15 protein-coding genes are annotated in these 17,641 nt (G+C 56.9%); 12 read left to right on the top strand and 3 right to left on the bottom strand.

What is annotated here, in order from left to right; all coding sequences use genetic code 11:
• Positions 1-107 precede the first annotated feature (107 nt).
• Complete coding sequence (locus tag ACWKXX_RS21170) at positions 108-2,138, top strand: alpha-amylase (RefSeq protein ID WP_063660257.1); 2,031 nt, start codon at positions 108-110, stop codon at positions 2,136-2,138.
• Positions 2,139-2,762: 624 nt separating this feature from the next.
• Positions 2,763-4,016, top strand: coding sequence for a valine--pyruvate transaminase (gene avtA / locus ACWKXX_RS21165; protein ID WP_015572749.1), 1,254 nt, complete (start codon positions 2,763-2,765; stop codon positions 4,014-4,016).
• A gap of 7 nt (positions 4,017-4,023) precedes the next feature.
• On the opposite strand, the gene ACWKXX_RS21160 is transcribed toward avtA, so the two are convergent.
• Both ACWKXX_RS21160 and yiaJ read right to left on the bottom strand, forming a co-directional pair.
• Entirely contained in the window at positions 4,024-4,479 is a 456-nt protein-coding gene (locus ACWKXX_RS21160; protein ID WP_023295598.1) for a 4Fe-4S dicluster domain-containing protein, read from the bottom strand.
• A gap of 3 nt (positions 4,480-4,482) precedes the next feature.
• Positions 4,483-5,301: an IclR family transcriptional regulator YiaJ gene (gene yiaJ, locus ACWKXX_RS21155; protein ID WP_015572751.1), complete on the bottom strand. Its 819-nt coding sequence runs from the start codon at positions 5,299-5,301 to the stop codon at positions 4,483-4,485.
• 224 nt (positions 5,302-5,525) lie between these two features.
• Here yiaJ and yiaK point away from each other — a divergent pair, with 224 nt between their 5' ends.
• The 8 genes from yiaK (at position 5,526) to araD (ending at position 13,104) form a co-directional block, all read left to right on the top strand.
• The gene (yiaK, locus tag ACWKXX_RS21150; protein ID WP_015572752.1) at positions 5,526-6,524 is read left to right on the top strand and encodes a 3-dehydro-L-gulonate 2-dehydrogenase; all 999 of its coding nucleotides are present in this window, start codon (positions 5,526-5,528) and stop codon (positions 6,522-6,524) included.
• Positions 6,525-6,534: 10 nt separating this feature from the next.
• On the top strand, positions 6,535-7,002 hold the full coding sequence (locus ACWKXX_RS21145; RefSeq protein ID WP_015572753.1) for a YhcH/YjgK/YiaL family protein: 468 nt from the start codon (positions 6,535-6,537) through the stop codon (positions 7,000-7,002).
• A 26-nt stretch (positions 7,003-7,028) separates the two neighbouring features.
• Positions 7,029-7,955 carry a DUF4862 family protein gene (locus tag ACWKXX_RS21140; protein ID WP_047740780.1) on the top strand — a complete coding sequence of 309 codons (927 nt, stop codon included), beginning with the start codon at positions 7,029-7,031 and terminating at the stop codon, positions 7,953-7,955.
• 45 nt (positions 7,956-8,000) lie between these two features.
• Positions 8,001-9,320 carry an MFS transporter gene (locus ACWKXX_RS21135; RefSeq protein ID WP_022652031.1) on the top strand — a complete coding sequence of 440 codons (1,320 nt, stop codon included), beginning with the start codon at positions 8,001-8,003 and terminating at the stop codon, positions 9,318-9,320.
• 76 nt (positions 9,321-9,396) lie between these two features.
• Positions 9,397-10,902, top strand: a complete 1,506-nt coding sequence (locus ACWKXX_RS21130) for an FGGY-family carbohydrate kinase (RefSeq protein WP_015572756.1) — start codon at positions 9,397-9,399, stop codon at positions 10,900-10,902.
• Positions 10,899-11,552, top strand: coding sequence for a 3-keto-L-gulonate-6-phosphate decarboxylase UlaD (gene ulaD / locus ACWKXX_RS21125; RefSeq protein ID WP_454540878.1), 654 nt, complete (start codon positions 10,899-10,901; stop codon positions 11,550-11,552). The genes ACWKXX_RS21130 and ulaD overlap by 4 nt, the downstream gene beginning before the upstream one ends.
• 2 nt (positions 11,553-11,554) lie before the next feature.
• A complete protein-coding gene (locus ACWKXX_RS21120) occupies positions 11,555-12,415 on the top strand; it encodes an L-ribulose-5-phosphate 3-epimerase (protein ID WP_017693794.1) in 861 nt (286 codons plus the stop codon).
• On the top strand, positions 12,409-13,104 hold the full coding sequence (gene araD / locus ACWKXX_RS21115) for an L-ribulose-5-phosphate 4-epimerase (protein ID WP_045339157.1): 696 nt from the start codon (positions 12,409-12,411) through the stop codon (positions 13,102-13,104). Before ACWKXX_RS21120 ends, araD begins: the two co-directional genes overlap by 7 nt.
• On the opposite strand, the gene ACWKXX_RS21110 is transcribed toward araD, so the two are convergent.
• The gene (locus ACWKXX_RS21110) at positions 13,105-13,923 is read right to left on the bottom strand and encodes an AraC family transcriptional regulator (RefSeq protein ID WP_032649828.1); all 819 of its coding nucleotides are present in this window, start codon (positions 13,921-13,923) and stop codon (positions 13,105-13,107) included.
• A gap of 225 nt (positions 13,924-14,148) precedes the next feature.
• On the opposite strand from ACWKXX_RS21110, the gene ACWKXX_RS21105 reads away from it, so the two are divergent.
• Positions 14,149-15,549 carry an MFS transporter gene (locus ACWKXX_RS21105; RefSeq protein ID WP_261665908.1) on the top strand — a complete coding sequence of 467 codons (1,401 nt, stop codon included), beginning with the start codon at positions 14,149-14,151 and terminating at the stop codon, positions 15,547-15,549.
• Positions 15,550-15,559: 10 nt separating this feature from the next.
• Positions 15,560-17,509, top strand: coding sequence for a glycoside hydrolase family 127 protein (locus tag ACWKXX_RS21100; RefSeq protein WP_454540877.1), 1,950 nt, complete (start codon positions 15,560-15,562; stop codon positions 17,507-17,509).
• Positions 17,510-17,641: the final 132 nt, after the last annotated feature.

Genomic DNA, 17,641 nt, shown 5'->3' with positions numbered 1-17,641 from the left:
GGGATCACTCATCCCTTCGCGTCCTCCTGGCAGAAAGCCTCAGAGGAGGAGTTTTTCCCCTGAGCCGAGTGGCACACTGGTCAAAAATGCCGCGACAGGAAAATGGAATGAAACGCACTGCATTAGCTGTTCTGATGTTACCCGCATTCGCGCATGCCGACTGGTCATCGCCGGGATTTAACGCGTTTAGCGCTGAAGGTACCGGCGTCTTTACCAGCCAGGCAACGCTTGCGAAGGGTACCCGCCCGCTGACGTTGAGTTTTGATAACGCGTGCTGGCAGCCGACAGGTGCCATTAAGCTCAACGAGATGCTGTCGCTCAAACCCTGCGAAGGGACCCCACCGCAGTGGCGGTTATTCCGTGACGGCGTTTATCAGATGCGTATTGATACGCGCTCTGGAACGCCGACGCTGATGTTGACGGTACAAAGTGCGGCGCCACAGCCTGTCGCAAACGTTACCCGCCAGTGCCCGAAGTGGGACGGCAAACCGCTCACGATCGATGTCGTTAACACCTTTCCGGAAGGCACGGTGGTGCGTGATTTTTACAGCAAACAGACCGCGACCGTTCAAAACGGCAAAGTAATTCTTCAGCCAGCCGCCAACAGCAATGGCCTGCTGCTGCTTGAGCGCGCCGAGACGGACAAACCCGCGCCATTCAGCTGGCAAAACGCCACCGTCTATTTCGTGCTGACCGATCGCTTCGTAAATGGCGACCCCACCAACGACAACAGCTATGGCCGCCATAAAGACGGTATGCAGGAGATTGGTACTTTCCACGGCGGCGATCTGAAAGGGCTTACCAGCAAACTGGATTACCTTCAGCAACTGGGCGTGAATGCGCTCTGGATAAGCTCACCGCTGGAGCAAATCCACGGCTGGGTTGGCGGCGGCACCAAAGGGGATTTCCCCCACTACGCCTATCACGGCTATTACACTCAGGACTGGACGAAACTCGACGCCAACATGGGCAGCGAAGATGATTTACGCCAGCTTGTCGACGACGCGCACAGGCGCGGTATCCGCGTCCTGTTTGACATTGTCATGAACCACGCGGGTTATGCGACGCTTGCAGATATGCAGGAGTATCAGTTTGGCGCACTCTATTTGCAGGGCGATGAGCTGAAAAAAACCCTCGGCGAGCGCTGGACTGACTGGAAGCCAGGCGCCGGTCAAAGCTGGCACAGCTTCAACGATTACATCAACTTCAGTGACAAAGCCGCATGGGAAAAATGGTGGGGTAAAAAATGGATCCGTACCGATATCGGTGATTATGACAACCCGGGCTTTGACGATCTGACCATGTCGCTGGCCTTCCTGCCGGATCTGAAAACGGAATCTAAGATCCCGTCAGGTTTGCCGAACTTTTATCAACACAAGCCCGACACCAACGCGAAAGTGATGACGAATTTCACGCCGCGAGATTACCTGACCCACTGGCTCAGCCAGTGGGTACGTGACTACGGCATCGACGGCTTCCGGGTCGATACCGCTAAGCACGTTGAGCCTGAAGCCTGGCAGCAACTGAAAAACCAGGCCAGCCAGGCGCTGGCCGCGTGGAAAGCCGCCAACCCGGACAAAAAACTCGACAATGCGCCATTCTGGATGACCGGTGAATCCTGGGGCCACGGCGTGATGCAGAGCGATTATTACCGCCACGGTTTCGATGCGATGATCAACTTTGACTATCAGGAGCAGGCGGCGAAAGCGGTGGACTGTCTGGCCGATATGGATTTGACCTGGCAGCAAATGGCAGAAAAGCTGCAAAGTTTTAATGTGCTGAGCTATCTCTCCTCCCACGATACGCGTCTGTTCCGTGAAGGGGGCCAGCGCGCCGCTGAGTTACTGCTGCTGGCACCGGGAAGCGTCCAGATCTATTACGGCGATGAATCAGAGCGTCCATTCGGCCCGACGGGCTCCGATCCGCTACAGGGAACCCGTTCGGATATGAACTGGCAGGACGTCACGGGTAAACAGGCGTTAACTGTCGCCCACTGGCAGCTTCTGGGGCAGTTCCGCGCCCGTCATCCGGCGGTGGGTGAAGGCAAGCAAACAACGCTGTCGATGAAAGAAGGCTACGGCTTTGTGCGCGAGCACAAGGGCGATAAGGTGATGGTGGTGTGGGCGGGTAATCAATAGACCCCCTCACCCTAACCCTCTCCCCAGGGGCTGAGGGATCCCCAGTAATTTGAAAGCAAAAGCTATAACGTTGCCTCAGAATAACTGAGGGCTTTCAGCGATGCCTCGGTCCGGCTGTAAATCGCTGAGGCGTTTCCTGTAGGCCGGGGCGAGGCGCAGGGATGCGCCGAGAGGGCGGGCTTTACAGGGATGTTACCTCCGCCCGTCCCCGATAAGCCGGAAGGAATAAGCCGAAGGCACCGCGAAGCGGCGATTTACCGCCGGAAGCCCGGGTCGCCAGGGTGGTGGCGACTGAGCCACCCTGGCACGTTCACCGGTTATGTCGTGACAGAGTAGCAAGGAACATAACGTGAACGGAATGACCACCAGAGCCGTATGTTCCCCCTCACCCCAGCCCTCTCCCTCAAGGGAGAGGGGGCCGTCTGTGCAGGCATTATTTTGTGGGGAACTCTCAGCCCCAGGGGGAGAGGGTTAGGGTGAGGGGCATTCACCAGAACAATTCACCACACAAATACAAACCTACCACATAAAACAACAAATCCGACCACATTCGCCGATTTGCACCAACACGGTGCTGGCGTTATGGTTACTGCCTTTCATATTAAGCCCGACAGATCACCTGCTATGACGTTTTCACTATTCGGCGACAAATTTACCCGCCATTCAGGCATTACCCGCCTGATGGAGGACCTCAACGACGGGCTGCGCACCCCAGGCGCTATCATGCTTGGCGGCGGAAACCCGGCTCAAATTCCGGAGATGAACACCTACTTCCAGACGCTGCTGGCAGAGATGCTGGAAAACGGTAAAGCAACCGATGCGCTATGTAATTACGACGGCCCTCAGGGTAAAACAGAACTACTGACGCTTCTGGCGGCAATGCTGCGGGAAGCGCTGGGTTGGGATATCGAACCACAGAATATTGCACTGACAAATGGCAGTCAGAGCGCGTTTTTCTACTTATTCAATCTGTTCGCCGGACGCCGCGCCGACGGCACCACGAAAAAAGTGCTGTTCCCGCTGGCACCGGAGTATATCGGCTATGCCGATGCCGGCCTCGAAGAAGACCTGTTTGTTTCCGCACGTCCGAATATCGAGTTGCTGCCAGAGGGCCAGTTCAAATATCACGTCGATTTTGAACATCTGCATATCGGTGAAGAGACGGGCATGATCTGCGTATCACGTCCCACCAACCCGACGGGCAACGTGATCACCGACGACGAGCTGATGAAGCTGGATGCGCTGGCGAATCAGCACGGCATCCCGCTGGTGATCGATAACGCCTATGGCGTACCGTTCCCGGGGATCATCTTCAGCGAAGCGCGTCCGCTATGGAACCCGAACATCATCCTCTGCATGAGCCTCTCCAAGCTGGGCCTGCCGGGCAGCCGTTGCGGCATTATCATTGCTAACGAGAAAATCATCACCGCCATTACCAATATGAACGGCATTATTAGCCTTTCTCCTGGCGGCATCGGCCCGGCGATGATGTGCGAGATGATCAGGCGTAACGACCTGCTGCGCCTGTCGAATGAGGTGATTAAGCCGTTTTACTCTCAGCGCGTTCAGGAAACCATCGCCATCCTTCGCCGCTACTTACCGGAAGAACGCTGCCTGATCCATAAACCGGAAGGGGCAATTTTCCTGTGGCTGTGGTTTAAGGATCTGCCCATTACGACAGAGCTGCTTTATCAGCGTCTGAAAAAACGTGGCGTACTGATGGTGCCAGGGGATTACTTCTTCCCGGGGCTGGATAAGCCGTGGCCGCACACGCACCAGTGCATGCGCATGAACTACGTCCCGGACCCGGAAAAAATCGAAGCGGGTGTGAAAATTCTCGCCGAAGAGATTGAGAACGCCTGGCGCGAGGCCGGTTAATAAAACCTCAGGCCAGATTACGCAGCCGTTCCGCGCGTAATCTGGCGGGGTCTATGCAGCGCAGCGCGTGGGTGGGACAGGCTTCGACGCAGGCGGGACCGCCCTCGCGATGCGCGCACAAATCACATTTCAGCGCCTGAACGCGATCTTCCACGACCCGAACCTGCATTGCCCCGAACGGGCACGCCACCATACAGCTTTTGCAGCCGATACAGCGAGCCTGCTCAACGAGCCAGGCTCCCGCAGCACGGTGAATGGCCCCCGTCGGGCAGACATTCGCGCAGGGCGCATCTTCACACTGGTGGCAGCCCACGGCCGTGGTGAAGGTACCCCCCTTAACCACGCGGATCCGTGACGTAAGCGCTTCTGGCGTGGCGCTGCTTTGATGCGACATCATGCACGCCACCTCACAGGTGCGGCACCCGATACATTTTTCTGGATCCGTCAGAATAAATCGGTTCATCAGTTACGCCTCGCGCACGTTAAACCCCAGTTCTTTCGAGATAGCTTCCGCCGTGTCACGCAGCGGTTTTAGCAAGTTTTTCTCACCCACCTGCTTCATGCGCGACGTCGACAGCGAAATGGAGATGGCATAGGGCACGCGCCCGTGAATATCAAAGACCGGCACGGCGATACATGACACCCCCAGCTCGTTCTCTTCTTTATCCATCGCCATACTGTGATCGCGAATTTCCGCCAGCTCATCATACATCGCGCTCAGTTCGGTGATGGTGTTGCGGGTCAAAGGTTGGATCTGTTCCTGGTGGCTTTCCCAGTAGCTCGCCACGTAATCCTGATGACCAAACGCCATATAGATTTTGCCCATCGCAGAACAATAGAGTGGCATATGCTGGCCGATATATGCGCGCGTGCGCAGCATACCGGTTGTCGGCTCAAGCTTATAAATCAGGATCGCGTGATCATCTTCACGGCTGGAGAAGTTGACCGTTTCGCCGGTGGCAATGTTCAGCGCCTCGAGGTGCGGCGCCGCCACGTGAATAATATTGAGCGATGAAAGCGCCTTTTGCCCGACGGCGATAAATTTGGTGGTCAGACGATAGCTCCCTGCCGCCGGCGCCGGCGTCACGTACCCGCACGACTGCAACCCCTGCAATAACCGGTGCACGGTGCTTTTATTCAGCCCCGCCAGTTCTGATAAATGCGCAAGCGGACACCCGTTCGGATAGTTACTGAGGATTTCAATCAGCATCAGGCCGCGAAACAAGCTCTGGCTACCTGCTGGCCTCTCTTTTTCTTGCGTCATTTCGCTCTCTTTTATGCTCATCAAATGGCTCCTGTTTATCGCGCCCTGATGGTAGCGCAAAGTGTGGTTTAGTTCACGATCTCAACAGAAAAAACACAACCATTTGATTTTAATCGATTTTGAAAAACGTGAATGTCGTTGATCTGACAAAATTTGATCGCTATATTTGAAATCAGATTTCGTATAGTGAAATTTAGCGATAAAAAAGCACTCGCACTTGCCCCTAAAAAAACAGGAGAACAGGGATGAAAGTGACCTTCGAAGAGTTGAAAGCGGCGTTCAATCGGGTTCTGCTCGATCGCGGTGTAAAAGCGGATACCGCAGACGCCTGCGCCGAGATGTTCGCCCGCACCACGGAGTCCGGCGTTTATTCACACGGCGTCAACCGCTTCCCGCGATTTATTCAGCAGCTTGACGCAGGCGACATCATCCCTGACGCCCAGCCGAAGCGCGTAACGACATTAGGCGCCATCGAACAGTGGGATGCCCAGCGTTCCATCGGCAACCTGACGGCGAAGAAGATGATGGACCGTGCTACCGAGCTGGCGTCCGATCACGGTATCGGCCTGGTGGCGCTGCGTAACGCTAACCACTGGATGCGCGGCGGCAGCTACGGCTGGCAGGCGGCGGAGAAAGGCTATATCGGCATCTGCTGGACCAACTCTATTGCCGTGATGCCCGCGTGGGGATCAAAAGAATGCTGCATCGGCACAAACCCGCTGATCGTCGCTATCCCGTCGAATCCAATCACCATGGTCGATATGTCGATGTCGATGTTCTCCTACGGCATGCTGGAGGTGAATCGCCTGGCCGGACGCGAATTACCGGTCGACGGCGGCTTTGACGATGAAGGCAATCTGACCAGAGAGCCGGGCGTGATTGAGAAAAACCGTCGCATTCTGCCCATGGGCTACTGGAAAGGTTCCGGCTTGTCGATTGTGCTCGACATGATCGCCACCCTGCTCTCTGACGGCGCGTCCGTCGCGGAAGTGACCCAGGACAACAGCGACGAATACGGCGTATCGCAGATCTTTATCGCCATCGAAGTGGATCGCCTGATCGACGGTCCAACCCGCGATGCCAAACTACAGCGCATCATGGACTTCATCACCACCGCAGAACGCGCTGATGAAAATGTCGCCGTCCGTCTGCCAGGCCATGAGTTCACACGCCTGCTGGAGGAGAATCGCCGCAACGGCATCACGGTTGACGACAGCGTGTGGGCGAAAATCCAGTCTCTGTAAGGAGTGGGTCATGATATTCGGACATATTGCACAGCCAAATCCATGTCGCCTGCCGCTGGCGATAGAAAAGGCGCTTAATTTTCTGCGTACCACGGATTTCACCACCCTGGCGCCGGGCGTGATCGAAATTGAAGGCCGCAACATTTTTGCCCAGGTTCTCGACCTCACCACAAAGGAACAGCACGAGAACCGCCCTGAAGTACATCGCCGCTATCTGGATATCCAGTTTCTGGCCTGGGGCGAAGAAAAAATCGGTATTGCTATTGATACCGGGAATAACAAAATCAGCGAATCATTGCTGGAGCAACGGGATATTATTTTTTATCACGACAGCGAACATGAGTCATTTATCGAAATGATACCTGGCAGTTACGCCATATTTTTCCCGCAGGATGTTCATCGTCCTGCCTGTATTAAAAACAAGGGATCCGCAATTCGTAAAATTGTGGTGAAAGTGGCCATCAGCGAATTAGATTAATTTTCTGATAAATACAGGAATGCGAAATGACCAACACCGGTTTTATTATTGGTGCGTACCCCTGTGCACCCTCATTTCACCAGAAAGGGGAGCAGGAAGAATACGCCTTCTGGCGGGAACTTTCCGACACGCCAAATATTCGCGGGCTGGAACAACCTTGCCTTGAAAATCTCCATCCGTTTGGTGATGAATGGCTGTTTCGTCATACGCCGGGCGACTGGCAGATCGTTGTCACAGCCGTTATGGAAACCATGCGCCGCCGCGGCAGCAACGGCGCGTTTGGCCTGGCGTCCGCGGACGAAGAACAGCGTAAAGCGTGCATTGAATATTACCGCCATCTGCATCAAAAGATTGATGCCGTTAACACCCGCTTTCCCGGGAAAGTGATCGCTCTGGAAATGCAGGCCGCACCGCAGGCGGGTAATGATTCTGTCGAGCAAGCGACAGAAGCATTCTCCCGCTCGGTACGGGAAATCGCGAGCTGGGACTGGGGCTGCGATCTGGTGCTGGAACACTGTGATGCGATGAATGGCCCGGCGCCGCGTAAAGGGTTCTTGCCCTTAGAGCAGGTGCTGGAGGTAGTGAAAGAGACCGATATCAGCGTCTGTATCAACTGGGCACGTTCGGCCATCGAAGGTCGCAACACCGCCCTTCCGCTGGAACATGTTCAGGCGGCACTCGCTGCCGGGAAGCTGGGGGCGCTGATGTTTTCGGGCACGACCCCTCACGGTGAGTATGGAGAATGGCAGGATCTGCACGCGCCGTTTTCTTCGTTCTGCGCCGACAGTCTCATGTCCGCTGAACATGTAAAAACGCTGTTTACTGCGGCGAGCGCCGCAACATTGAAATTCTCCGGTATTAAATTACTGGAAATAAATGCTAATGCTGACGTCAGCCATCGCATCGCTATTTTGCGCGACGGCATTAGCGCTATGAATAAAGCGTCACAATAAAAATAAAGAATACATTTTCCGGTTACCTTCAATGAGATATTAACTATGAATATTTCTTCTAATGCTCTACACGCGGACATTCCGCGCCAGCGCTGGCTAAGGATCATTCCCCCTATTCTTATCGCCTGCATTATTTCCTATATGGACCGCGTAAATATAGCTTTTGCGATGCCCGGCGGTATGGATGAAGAGCTGGGCATTTCCGCCACGATGGCGGGCCTGGCGGGGGGGATCTTTTTTATCGGCTATTTGTTCCTGCAAGTTCCCGGCGGCAAAATTGCCGTGCACGGCAGCGGTAAGAAGTTTATCGGCTGGTCGCTGGTTGCCTGGGCGGTGATCTCGGTTCTGACCGGGCTTGTGACCAACCAGTATCAGCTGCTGGTGCTGCGCTTCTTACTCGGCGTGGCGGAAGGTGGGATGCTGCCCGTTGTGCTCACGATGATCAGTAACTGGTTCCCGGATGCCGAGCGCGGCCGCGCCAACGCGATTGTGATCATGTTCGTGCCCATCGCCGGGATCATCACCGCCCCGCTGTCGGGCTGGATTATTACCGCTCTCGACTGGCGCTGGCTGTTCATTATTGAAGGTCTGATGTCCGTTGTTGTGCTGGTGCTGTGGGCGTTCACCGTCTACGACCGACCGCAGGAAGCACGCTGGATCTCTGAGGCCGAGAAAAACTACCTGGTACAAACGCTGGCGGCAGAGCAGCAGGCCATTGCGGGTAAAGAGGTTAAAAACGCCTCGCTCAGCGCGGTGCTGTCTGACAAAACCATGTGGCAGCTGATCGCCCTCAACTTCTTCTACCAGACTGGCATTTACGGTTACACCCTCTGGCTGCCCACCATTCTGAAGGAGCTGACGCACACCAGCATCGGCCAGGTGGGAATGCTCGCCATTCTGCCTTACATCGGCGCTATTGCCGGTATGTTCCTGTTCTCTTCGCTCTCTGACCGCACCGGCAAGCGCAAGCTGTTTGTCTCCCTGCCATTGATTGGCTTTGCGCTCTGCATGTTCCTCTCCGTGGCGCTGAAAGAGCACACCTGGCTGGCCTATGCCGCGCTGGTGGGCTGTGGCTTCTTCCTGCAATCCGCAGCGGGGGTGTTCTGGACCATACCGGCGCGTCTGTTCAGCGCTGAGATGGCGGGTGGCGCTCGCGGCGTGATTAATGCCCTGGGCAACCTCGGCGGGTTCTGCGGTCCTTATGCGGTAGGCGTACTGATCACCCTGTACAGCAAAGACGCAGGCGTTTACTGCCTGGCAGTTTCGCTGGCGCTGGCATCGCTGCTGGCCCTGCTGTTACCGGCGAAATGCGATGCCGGAGCAGAGCCCAACCCCACGGTGACTCCACATAAACGTGCGGCCTGAGGCCCTCACCTGACCCACTAAACCAAACCGTAGGCCGGGTAAGCGAAGCGCCACCCGGCAATTAAGCGAGAAGAAGATGAGTGAAAAAGAGCCCTTCTGGCTGGGTATCGATTGTGGCGGTACTTATCTGAAAGCCGGTTTATACAACAGCCAGGGCAAAGAAGTCTGTATTGAACGCCGCTCAGTGGCCACGCTCAGCCCCCGCGCCGGCTACGCCGAGCGGGATATGCACCAGCTCTGGCAGCACTGCCACAAAACTGTCGCCCTGCTGCTCAAAAATTCAGGCGCTGACGGCGGTCAGATCAAAGGCGTTGGCATTTCAGCCCAGGGCAAAGGGCTGTTTCTGCTCGATAAACAGGATCGCCCCCTGGGTAACGCCATACTCTCCTCCGATCGCCGTGCGCTGGAGATCGTGCAACGCTGGCAGCAGGACGGTATACCCGAAAAGCTCTATCCGCATACTCGCCAGACGCTGTGGACGGGGCATCCGGCCTCGCTCCTGCGCTGGGTTAAAGAGAACGAGCCGCAGCGGTATCAGCAAATCGGCAGCGTGATGATGGCGCACGATTACCTGCGCTGGTGTCTGACCGGGGTCAAAGGCTGCGAAGAGAGCAACATCTCGGAATCCAATCTCTACAACATGAATACCGGGCAGTACGATCCGCAGCTCACGCGCTGGCTCGGCATCAGCGACATTGACGGTGCCCTGCCGCCTATTATCGGTTCAGCAGAAATTTGCGGGGAAATCACCGCTCAGGCAGCCGCACTGACCGGTCTCACGGCGGGTACTCCCGTCGTTGGTGGACTGTTTGATGTGGTTTCCACCGCGATCTGCGCCGGGCTGCATGACGAACATACGCTGAATGCCGTAATGGGGACCTGGGCCGTAACCAGTGGGATTGCCCACGGCATCCGCGACAACGAGCCTTTCCCCTACGTCTATGGCCGCTACGTCCATCCGCAGCAGTTCATCGTTCATGAAGCCAGCCCCACGTCGTCCGGCAACCTGGAATGGCTGACGGCCCAATGGGGCGATATGTCATTCGATGAGATTAACCACGCCGTGGCCAGCCTGCCAAAAGCTGAAAGCGATGTGTTCTTCCTGCCTTTCCTCTACGGCAGCAACGCCGGGCTGGAGATGACCAGCGGCTTCTATGGCTTGCAGGCGCTGCATACCCGCGCGCACCTCCTCCAGGCGGTTTATGAAGGGGTGGTATTCAGCCACATGACCCACCTCAACCGTATGCTCGAACGCTTTCCCCACGTGCAGGCCTTGCGTGTGACGGGCGGCCCAACCCATTCGGACGTGTGGATGCAGATGCTCGCAGACGTCAGCGGCCTGGCGATTGAACTCCCGCAGGTGGAAGAGACCGGCTGTTCCGGTGCGGCGCTGGCCGCGCTCGTCGGTACAGGCCTCTATCCCGATTTTTACGCCGCTCAGCGCGCCCTCAGGCATGACATCCGGATGATTGAACCTGACATGCGTGCCCATGCCGCCTACCAGCGCAAATATCACCGTTACCAGCTACTGATTTCAGCATTACAGGGCTATCACGCCCGTGTTAAGGAGTACGACCTATGAGCCGACCATCATTGCAGCTGGCGCTCGACCACACCTCGCTTCAGGCCGCGCAGCGCGATGTCGCGACGCTTTCCGATCACGTCGACATCGTCGAAGCCGGCACCATTCTATGCCTGACCGAAGGGCTAAACGCCGTTCGCGCCCTGCGTGCGCAGTGTCCGGATAAAATTATCGTGGCGGACTGGAAAGTCGCCGATGCCGGAGAAACGCTGGCTGAGCAGGCGTTTGGCGCAGGCGCAAACTGGATGACCATCATCTGTGCCGCCCCGCTGGCCACCGTTGAACGTGGCCACGAGGTCGCACTGCGCGGCGGCGGCGAGATCCAGATGGAGCTGTTTGGCAACTGGACGCTGGACGACGCGCGCGCGTGGCATCGCATCGGGGTGAAGCAGGCGATTTACCACCGCGGGCGCGACGCACAGGCCAGCGGCCAGCAGTGGGGTGAGGCGGATCTCAGCAAAATGAAGGCGCTGTCCGATATCGGTTTGCAGCTTTCTATAACTGGCGGTATCACCCCCGCTGACCTGTCGCTGTTTAAGCAGATCAACGTCAAAGCCTTCATTGCCGGGCGCGCGCTGGCAGGCGCCGATAATCCGCCGCAGGTGGCACAGGCATTCCATTCGCAAATCCGCGACATCTGGGGAGAGTAACCATGCGTCAGCATCCGTTAGGCATTTACGAAAAAGCGCTGCCAAAAGATCTCTCCTGGCCGGAGCGCCTGGTTCTGGCAAAAAGCTGCGGCTTCGATTTTGTGGAGATGTCGGTGGATGAGACCGACGAGCGTTTATCGCGCCTTGAATGGAGTACCACGCAGCGCGCCTCTCTTGTGGAAGCGATGCTGGAGACCGGCGTGGCCATCCCGTCGATGTGCTTGTCTGCCCATCGTCGCTTCCCGTTTGGCAGCCGCGATGAAATCGTGCGCGAACGCGCCCGCGAGATCATGACCAAAGCCATCCGGCTGGCCCGTGATTTGGGTATTCGCACCATCCAGCTTGCGGGTTATGACGTGTACTACGAGGAGCACGACGAGGGCACGCAACAGCGCTTTGCCGAAGGGCTGGCGTGGGCCGTAGAGCAGGCTGCCGCCGCGCAGGTAATGCTGGCGGTAGAGATCATGGACACTGCGTTTATGAACTCCATCAGCAAGTGGAAAAAGTGGGACGACATGCTCGCCTCGCCGTGGTTCAGCGTTTACCCGGACGTCGGCAACCTGAGCGCGTGGGGCAACGACGTCACCGCCGAGCTGACGCTGGGCATTGACCGCATCGCCGCTATCCACCTGAAAGATACCCGGCCCGTTACCGAGCAAAGCCCCGGACAGTTCCGCGACGTGCCGTTTGGCGAGGGCTGCGTCGATTTCGTTGGCGTGTTTAACACGCTGAATCAACTTAATTATCGCGGCGCATTTCTGATTGAAATGTGGACCGAGAAAGCCAAAGAGCCGGTGCTGGAGATCATCCAGGCGCGCCGCTGGATTGAAGCCCGAATGCAGGAAGGAGGCATGACATGTTAGAACAACTCAAAGCCGAGGTGCTGGCGGCAAATCTCGCCCTGCCCGCCCACCAGCTGGTGACGTTCACCTGGGGCAACGTCAGCGCGGTTGACCGTGCCAGCGGCATGATGGTGATCAAACCATCCGGCGTGGAGTACGACGAGATGAACGCAGAAGATATGGTGGTGGTAAATATCGCCACGGGTAAAGTGGTCGAGGGGAGTAAAAAGCCCTCCTCCGACACCCCGACCCATCTCGCGCTGTATCGTCGTTACCCGGAAATTGGCGGCATTGTGCATACCCATTCCCGCCACGCCACCATCTGGTCGCAGGCGGGGCAGGATTTACCCGCGTGGGGAACGACGCACGCGGACTATTTTTACGGTGCGATCCCCTGCACGCGGCTGATGACCACGGCTGAAATCGCGGGTGAATATGAATACCAGACGGGGGAAGTCATTATCAAAACCTTCGAGGAGCGCGACATAAGCCCGATGCAGGTCCCGGCGGTGCTGGTTCATTCTCACGGCCCGTTTGCCTGGGGCAAAGACGCTGCCGATGCGGTACACAATGCCGTGGTGCTGGAAGAGTGCGCCTATATGGGGCTTTTCTCGCGCCAGCTTGCACCTCAGCTTCCGGTTATGCAGCAGGAATTACTGGAGAAGCATTACCTGCGCAAGCATGGCGCAAATGCCTATTACGGCCAGTGATCATCCGGAATTAATATGCTCTTTACAGTACCGCCGTTTCCAGACGGCGGGCGTTAACCCGGTATGTTTTGAGAATATTTGCCGGAAATAACCCACGTCATTAAAACCGCACCGGGCGGCCACTTCAGTTAATGAGGCCGCATCGTTCAGCAGCAGTTTTTCAGCGGCCCTGACGCGCTGGCGGTGAATTGCCTCCGTCAGGGTTAAATGAAACGTCCGACGAAATACCCGCCCCAGGTAATCTGCGTTGCAGTGCAGCTCTTTTGCCAGCTGCGAAGTGGACAGGGGCAAATGAAAGTGCGTGCGGATAAGCTGCTTGGCCTTCCACGCCATTGCTGCGCCCGCATCATCCGCTTTATCTTCATATCCCGGCGAGAGCGATATCTGCTGCAAAATTAACAGCAAAATTATCTCTAGCGCCTGGCTACGCTGTAATTTTTCCTGCTCGCTTAAAAACTGACGGAATAACGCAATAACATATTGCGGATCCCGCACGCTACAGTGTTGCTCAATCGACAGCGGCGTCGCGCCTGGCAACACCGGCAAGCGTTCATCCACCTCAAAATGCAGCCAGTAAAATTTGAGATCGCCCGGAAAATCTTCCACGCCGACATGCCGCCGCTTCGGCCAAAGTAATAAACTCTCGCCAGCGTTTACCTCAAACAGCGTATTTTCCTCCTGGATCGTTAATGTCCCTTTTTCGACAAAAATTATCTCCCACGAAGATAATTTTCGTGCGGGATGACGGCCCACGCCCCGGGAGATAAATAACCCGCCATTTTGAACTCTAATCGGAAGTGCTATGGATAATTCAAGCATGGATATTCATTTTTCCGCTTTTTTGGTGGCTAATATTTTCTTTATCCCTTGATTATTAATAAATATCAGCAGAACGGCTCGATCAAACTCACAGTTTCACCATCAGGTCGGAATCGTCACCTTTTTATACTTTTCCCTTCCCTTGTTGGTCTGCCCGTTGAATGCAGAATAAATGGGGTACCTTGCACAAATACGATAAAAAATCGTTTATCGAGGAGTTACCCCATGACTTCCACACCGATTACAGACGCAGAAGTTGCAAAACAGGCAGCCGATGACCGGCTGTCAGTCCGCGAGAAAATTGGCTACGGCCTGGGCGACGCGGGCGGCACGGTAATTACCTGCCTGATCATGAACTTTCTGACCTTTTTCTATACCGATGTATTTGGCCTGACGCCCGCGCTGGTGGGCACGCTGTTTATTGCCCTTCGGGTATTTGACGCGATTTCCGATCCGGTGATGGGCGTGATTGCCGACCGCACGCAGAGCCGCTGGGGGCGTTTTCGTCCCTGGCAGCTGTGGGTCGCGCTTCCCATCGGGATCGTCGGCGTGCTGACCTTCACCGTCCCGGACGCCAGCATGGGCGTGAAAATCGCCTGGGCGTTCGGCACCTATCTGTTGCTTTCAGTGGGCTATACCGCCATCAACGTGCCATATTGCGCGCTGATCAACACCATGACCACCCGCCACAACGAGGTTATATCCTGCCAGTCCTGGCGCTTCGTACTGTGCGGCGTGGCGGGCTTTCTGGTCTCCGTTGGCCTGCCGTGGCTGGTGTCAGAGCTGGGACAGGGCAATACCGCCCGGGGTTATCAGCTGGGCGTCGGCGTGCTGTGCACCATCGCCGTGGTGATGTTCCTGTGCTGCTTCTTCTGGGTGCGCGAGCGCGTCCCGCTTGCGCTGATGGGTAAATTCTCCCTGCGCGAGCACCTGGCGGGCCTGCGGAAAAACGATCAGCTGCTGCTGATGCTGGTGATGTCGTTTCTGCTGATCAACGTCTTCAACATTCGCGGCGGCGGATACATGTACTTCATCACCTACGTGCTTCAGGGCAGCACGGCGTACACCTCGCTGTTTTTCACCATGGTGACCTTTGCCGCTATTCTGGGCGCGGTGATCGTCAGTCCGCTGTCGCGGCGGATTGATACCGTCAAACTCTACTACTACACCAACCTGATACTCGCTGCGCTTGCGGTGGGAATGTGGTTCCTGCCGGGTGGCCCGGCGCACCAGACGCTCTGGCTAATCGTGATTTTAAGTAACGGCGTGATCCTGGGCTTCACCCTGCCGCTGCACTTCTCGCTGATGGCCTTTGCCGATGACTACGGCGAATGGAAAACCGGCGTGCGCTCATCGGGGATGAACTTCGCCTTCAATCTGTTTTTCATCAAGCTCGCGTGGGCATCCAGCGCCGGGATCATCAGCCTGGTGTTTATTGCCGTGGCCTATCAGCCAGGCGCAGGTAACCAGACACCCGCCTCATTGCAGGGCATCACCGCCATGGAGACGCTGCTTCCTGCCCTTTTCCACCTGCTGCTGGCGGTCGCTATCCGCTGGTGCAGGCTTAACAATCCCGTGATGTCGCGCATTGCCACCGATTTGCGCCAGCGTCATGTACAGTCCTGAGGAGAACGATATGACCATAATGGAAGCCGACCTGCATCAGCTGAAAATCAACGACCCGTTTCTTGGTCAGTACCAACGGCTGGTCCGCGATGTGGTGATCCCCTACCAGTGGGATGCGCTTAACGATCGCGTGGCGGAGGCCGAACCCAGCCACGCCATCGCCAACTTCCGCATCGCCGCCGGTCTGGAACAGGGGGAGTTCTACGGGATGGTCTTTCAGGACAGCGACGTGGCGAAATGGCTCGAAGCCGTGGCGTGGTCGCTGTGCCAGAAGCCGGATGCTGAACTGGAAAAAACCGCCGACGAGGTGATCGCGCTGGTCGCAGCGGCGCAGTGCGAAGATGGCTATCTCAATACCTATTTCACGGTGAAAGCACCGGCCGAGCGCTGGACCAATCTGGCCGAATGCCACGAGCTGTACTGCGCCGGACATATGATTGAAGCGGGTGTGGCGTATTTCCAGGGAACCGGAAAGCGCCGCCTGCTGGACGTGGTGTGCAGGCTGGCGGATCATATCGACAGCGTGTTTGGCCCGGGCGAAAACCAGCTGCACGGTTACCCTGGCCACCCGGAAATCGAGCTGGCGCTGATGCGGCTGTACGACGTCACGCAGGAGCCGCGCTATCTCAATCTGGTGAAATACTTTATTGAGGAACGCGGCGCGCAGCCTCACTTCTACGATATCGAATACGAGAAGCGCGGCAGAACGTCATACTGGAACACCTATGGCCCGGCGTGGATGGTCAAGGACAAAGCCTACAGCCAGGCGCATCTGCCCCTTGCGGAACAACAAACGGCCATCGGCCACGCCGTGCGTTTTGTCTATCTGATGGCGGGCATGGCGCATCTGGCGCGCCTGAGTAACGACGAAGGGAAACGTCAGGATTGCCTGCGGCTGTGGAACAACATGGCACAGCGCCAGCTGTACATCACCGGCGGGATTGGCTCCCAAAGCAGCGGCGAGGCGTTCAGCAGCGATTACGATCTGCCCAACGATACGGTGTACGCCGAAAGCTGCGCCTCCATCGGCCTGATGATGTTTGCCCGCCGGATGCTGGAGATGGAGGCGGACGGCCACTACGCCGACGTGATGGAGCGCGCGCTGTACAACACGGTGCTGGGCGGCATGGCGCTGGACGGTAAGCATTTCTTTTATGTGAATCCGCTGGAAGTGCACCCGAAAACCCTGGCCTTTAACCATATCTATGACCACGTCAAACCGGTGCGCCAGCGCTGGTTCGGCTGCGCCTGTTGCCCGCCGAATATTGCGCGCGTGCTGACCTCGCTGGGGCACTACATTTATACCGTTCGCCCGGACACGCTGTTGATCAACCTGTACGTGGGGAACGACGTCGCCATTCCGGTTGTGGATAACATCCTCCAGCTGCGGATTAGCGGGAACTATCCGTGGCATGAGCAGGTGAAAATCGAGATTACCTCACCAGTTCCGGTGACTCACACGCTGGCCCTGAGGCTGCCGGACTGGTGTGCGGAACCGGCTGTTTCGCTCAATGGTCAGGCCATTACAGGCGAGGTCTCCCGTGGATACTTATACCTCAACCGAAGCTGGCAGGAAGGCGACACGCTGACGCTGACGTTACCGATGCCGGTCCGCCGCGTGTACGGCAACCCGCAGGTGCGCCAGCAGGCGGGGAAAGTCGCATTGCAGCGTGGACCGCTGGTTTACTGCCTGGAAGAAGCCGATAACGGCGCAAATCTGCATAACCTTTCTTTGCCCCAGGACAGCGCGTTTCGGGTATTTGAAGGCAAAGGCATTTTCGCGCACAAGATGTTGATACAGGCGGAAGGGATCGGGTGTCAGGCGAAGGACACTGATGCCCTGTGGCAGTACGACCACTCGCCGGTAGAACGTCAGCCCCGGACGCTGACCTTTATTCCGTGGTACAGCTGGGCAAACCGGGGAGAAGGGGAAATGCGGATATGGGTGGATGAAAGCTGAATAACTGCGGCCTGTTGCCCTCACCCCAGCCCTCTCCCACGGGAGAGGGAGTAAAAAGTAGGCCGGGTAAGGCGAAGCCGCCACCCGGCTTTAACCCGGCTCAGGTCACCCTACCCGGAACGACCTGAGCCC

Source organism: Enterobacter sp. UPMP2061 (assembly GCF_053709615.1).
Note: the sequence above shows the minus strand (reverse complement) of the source record. Positions and strands in the feature narration are given on the sequence as shown.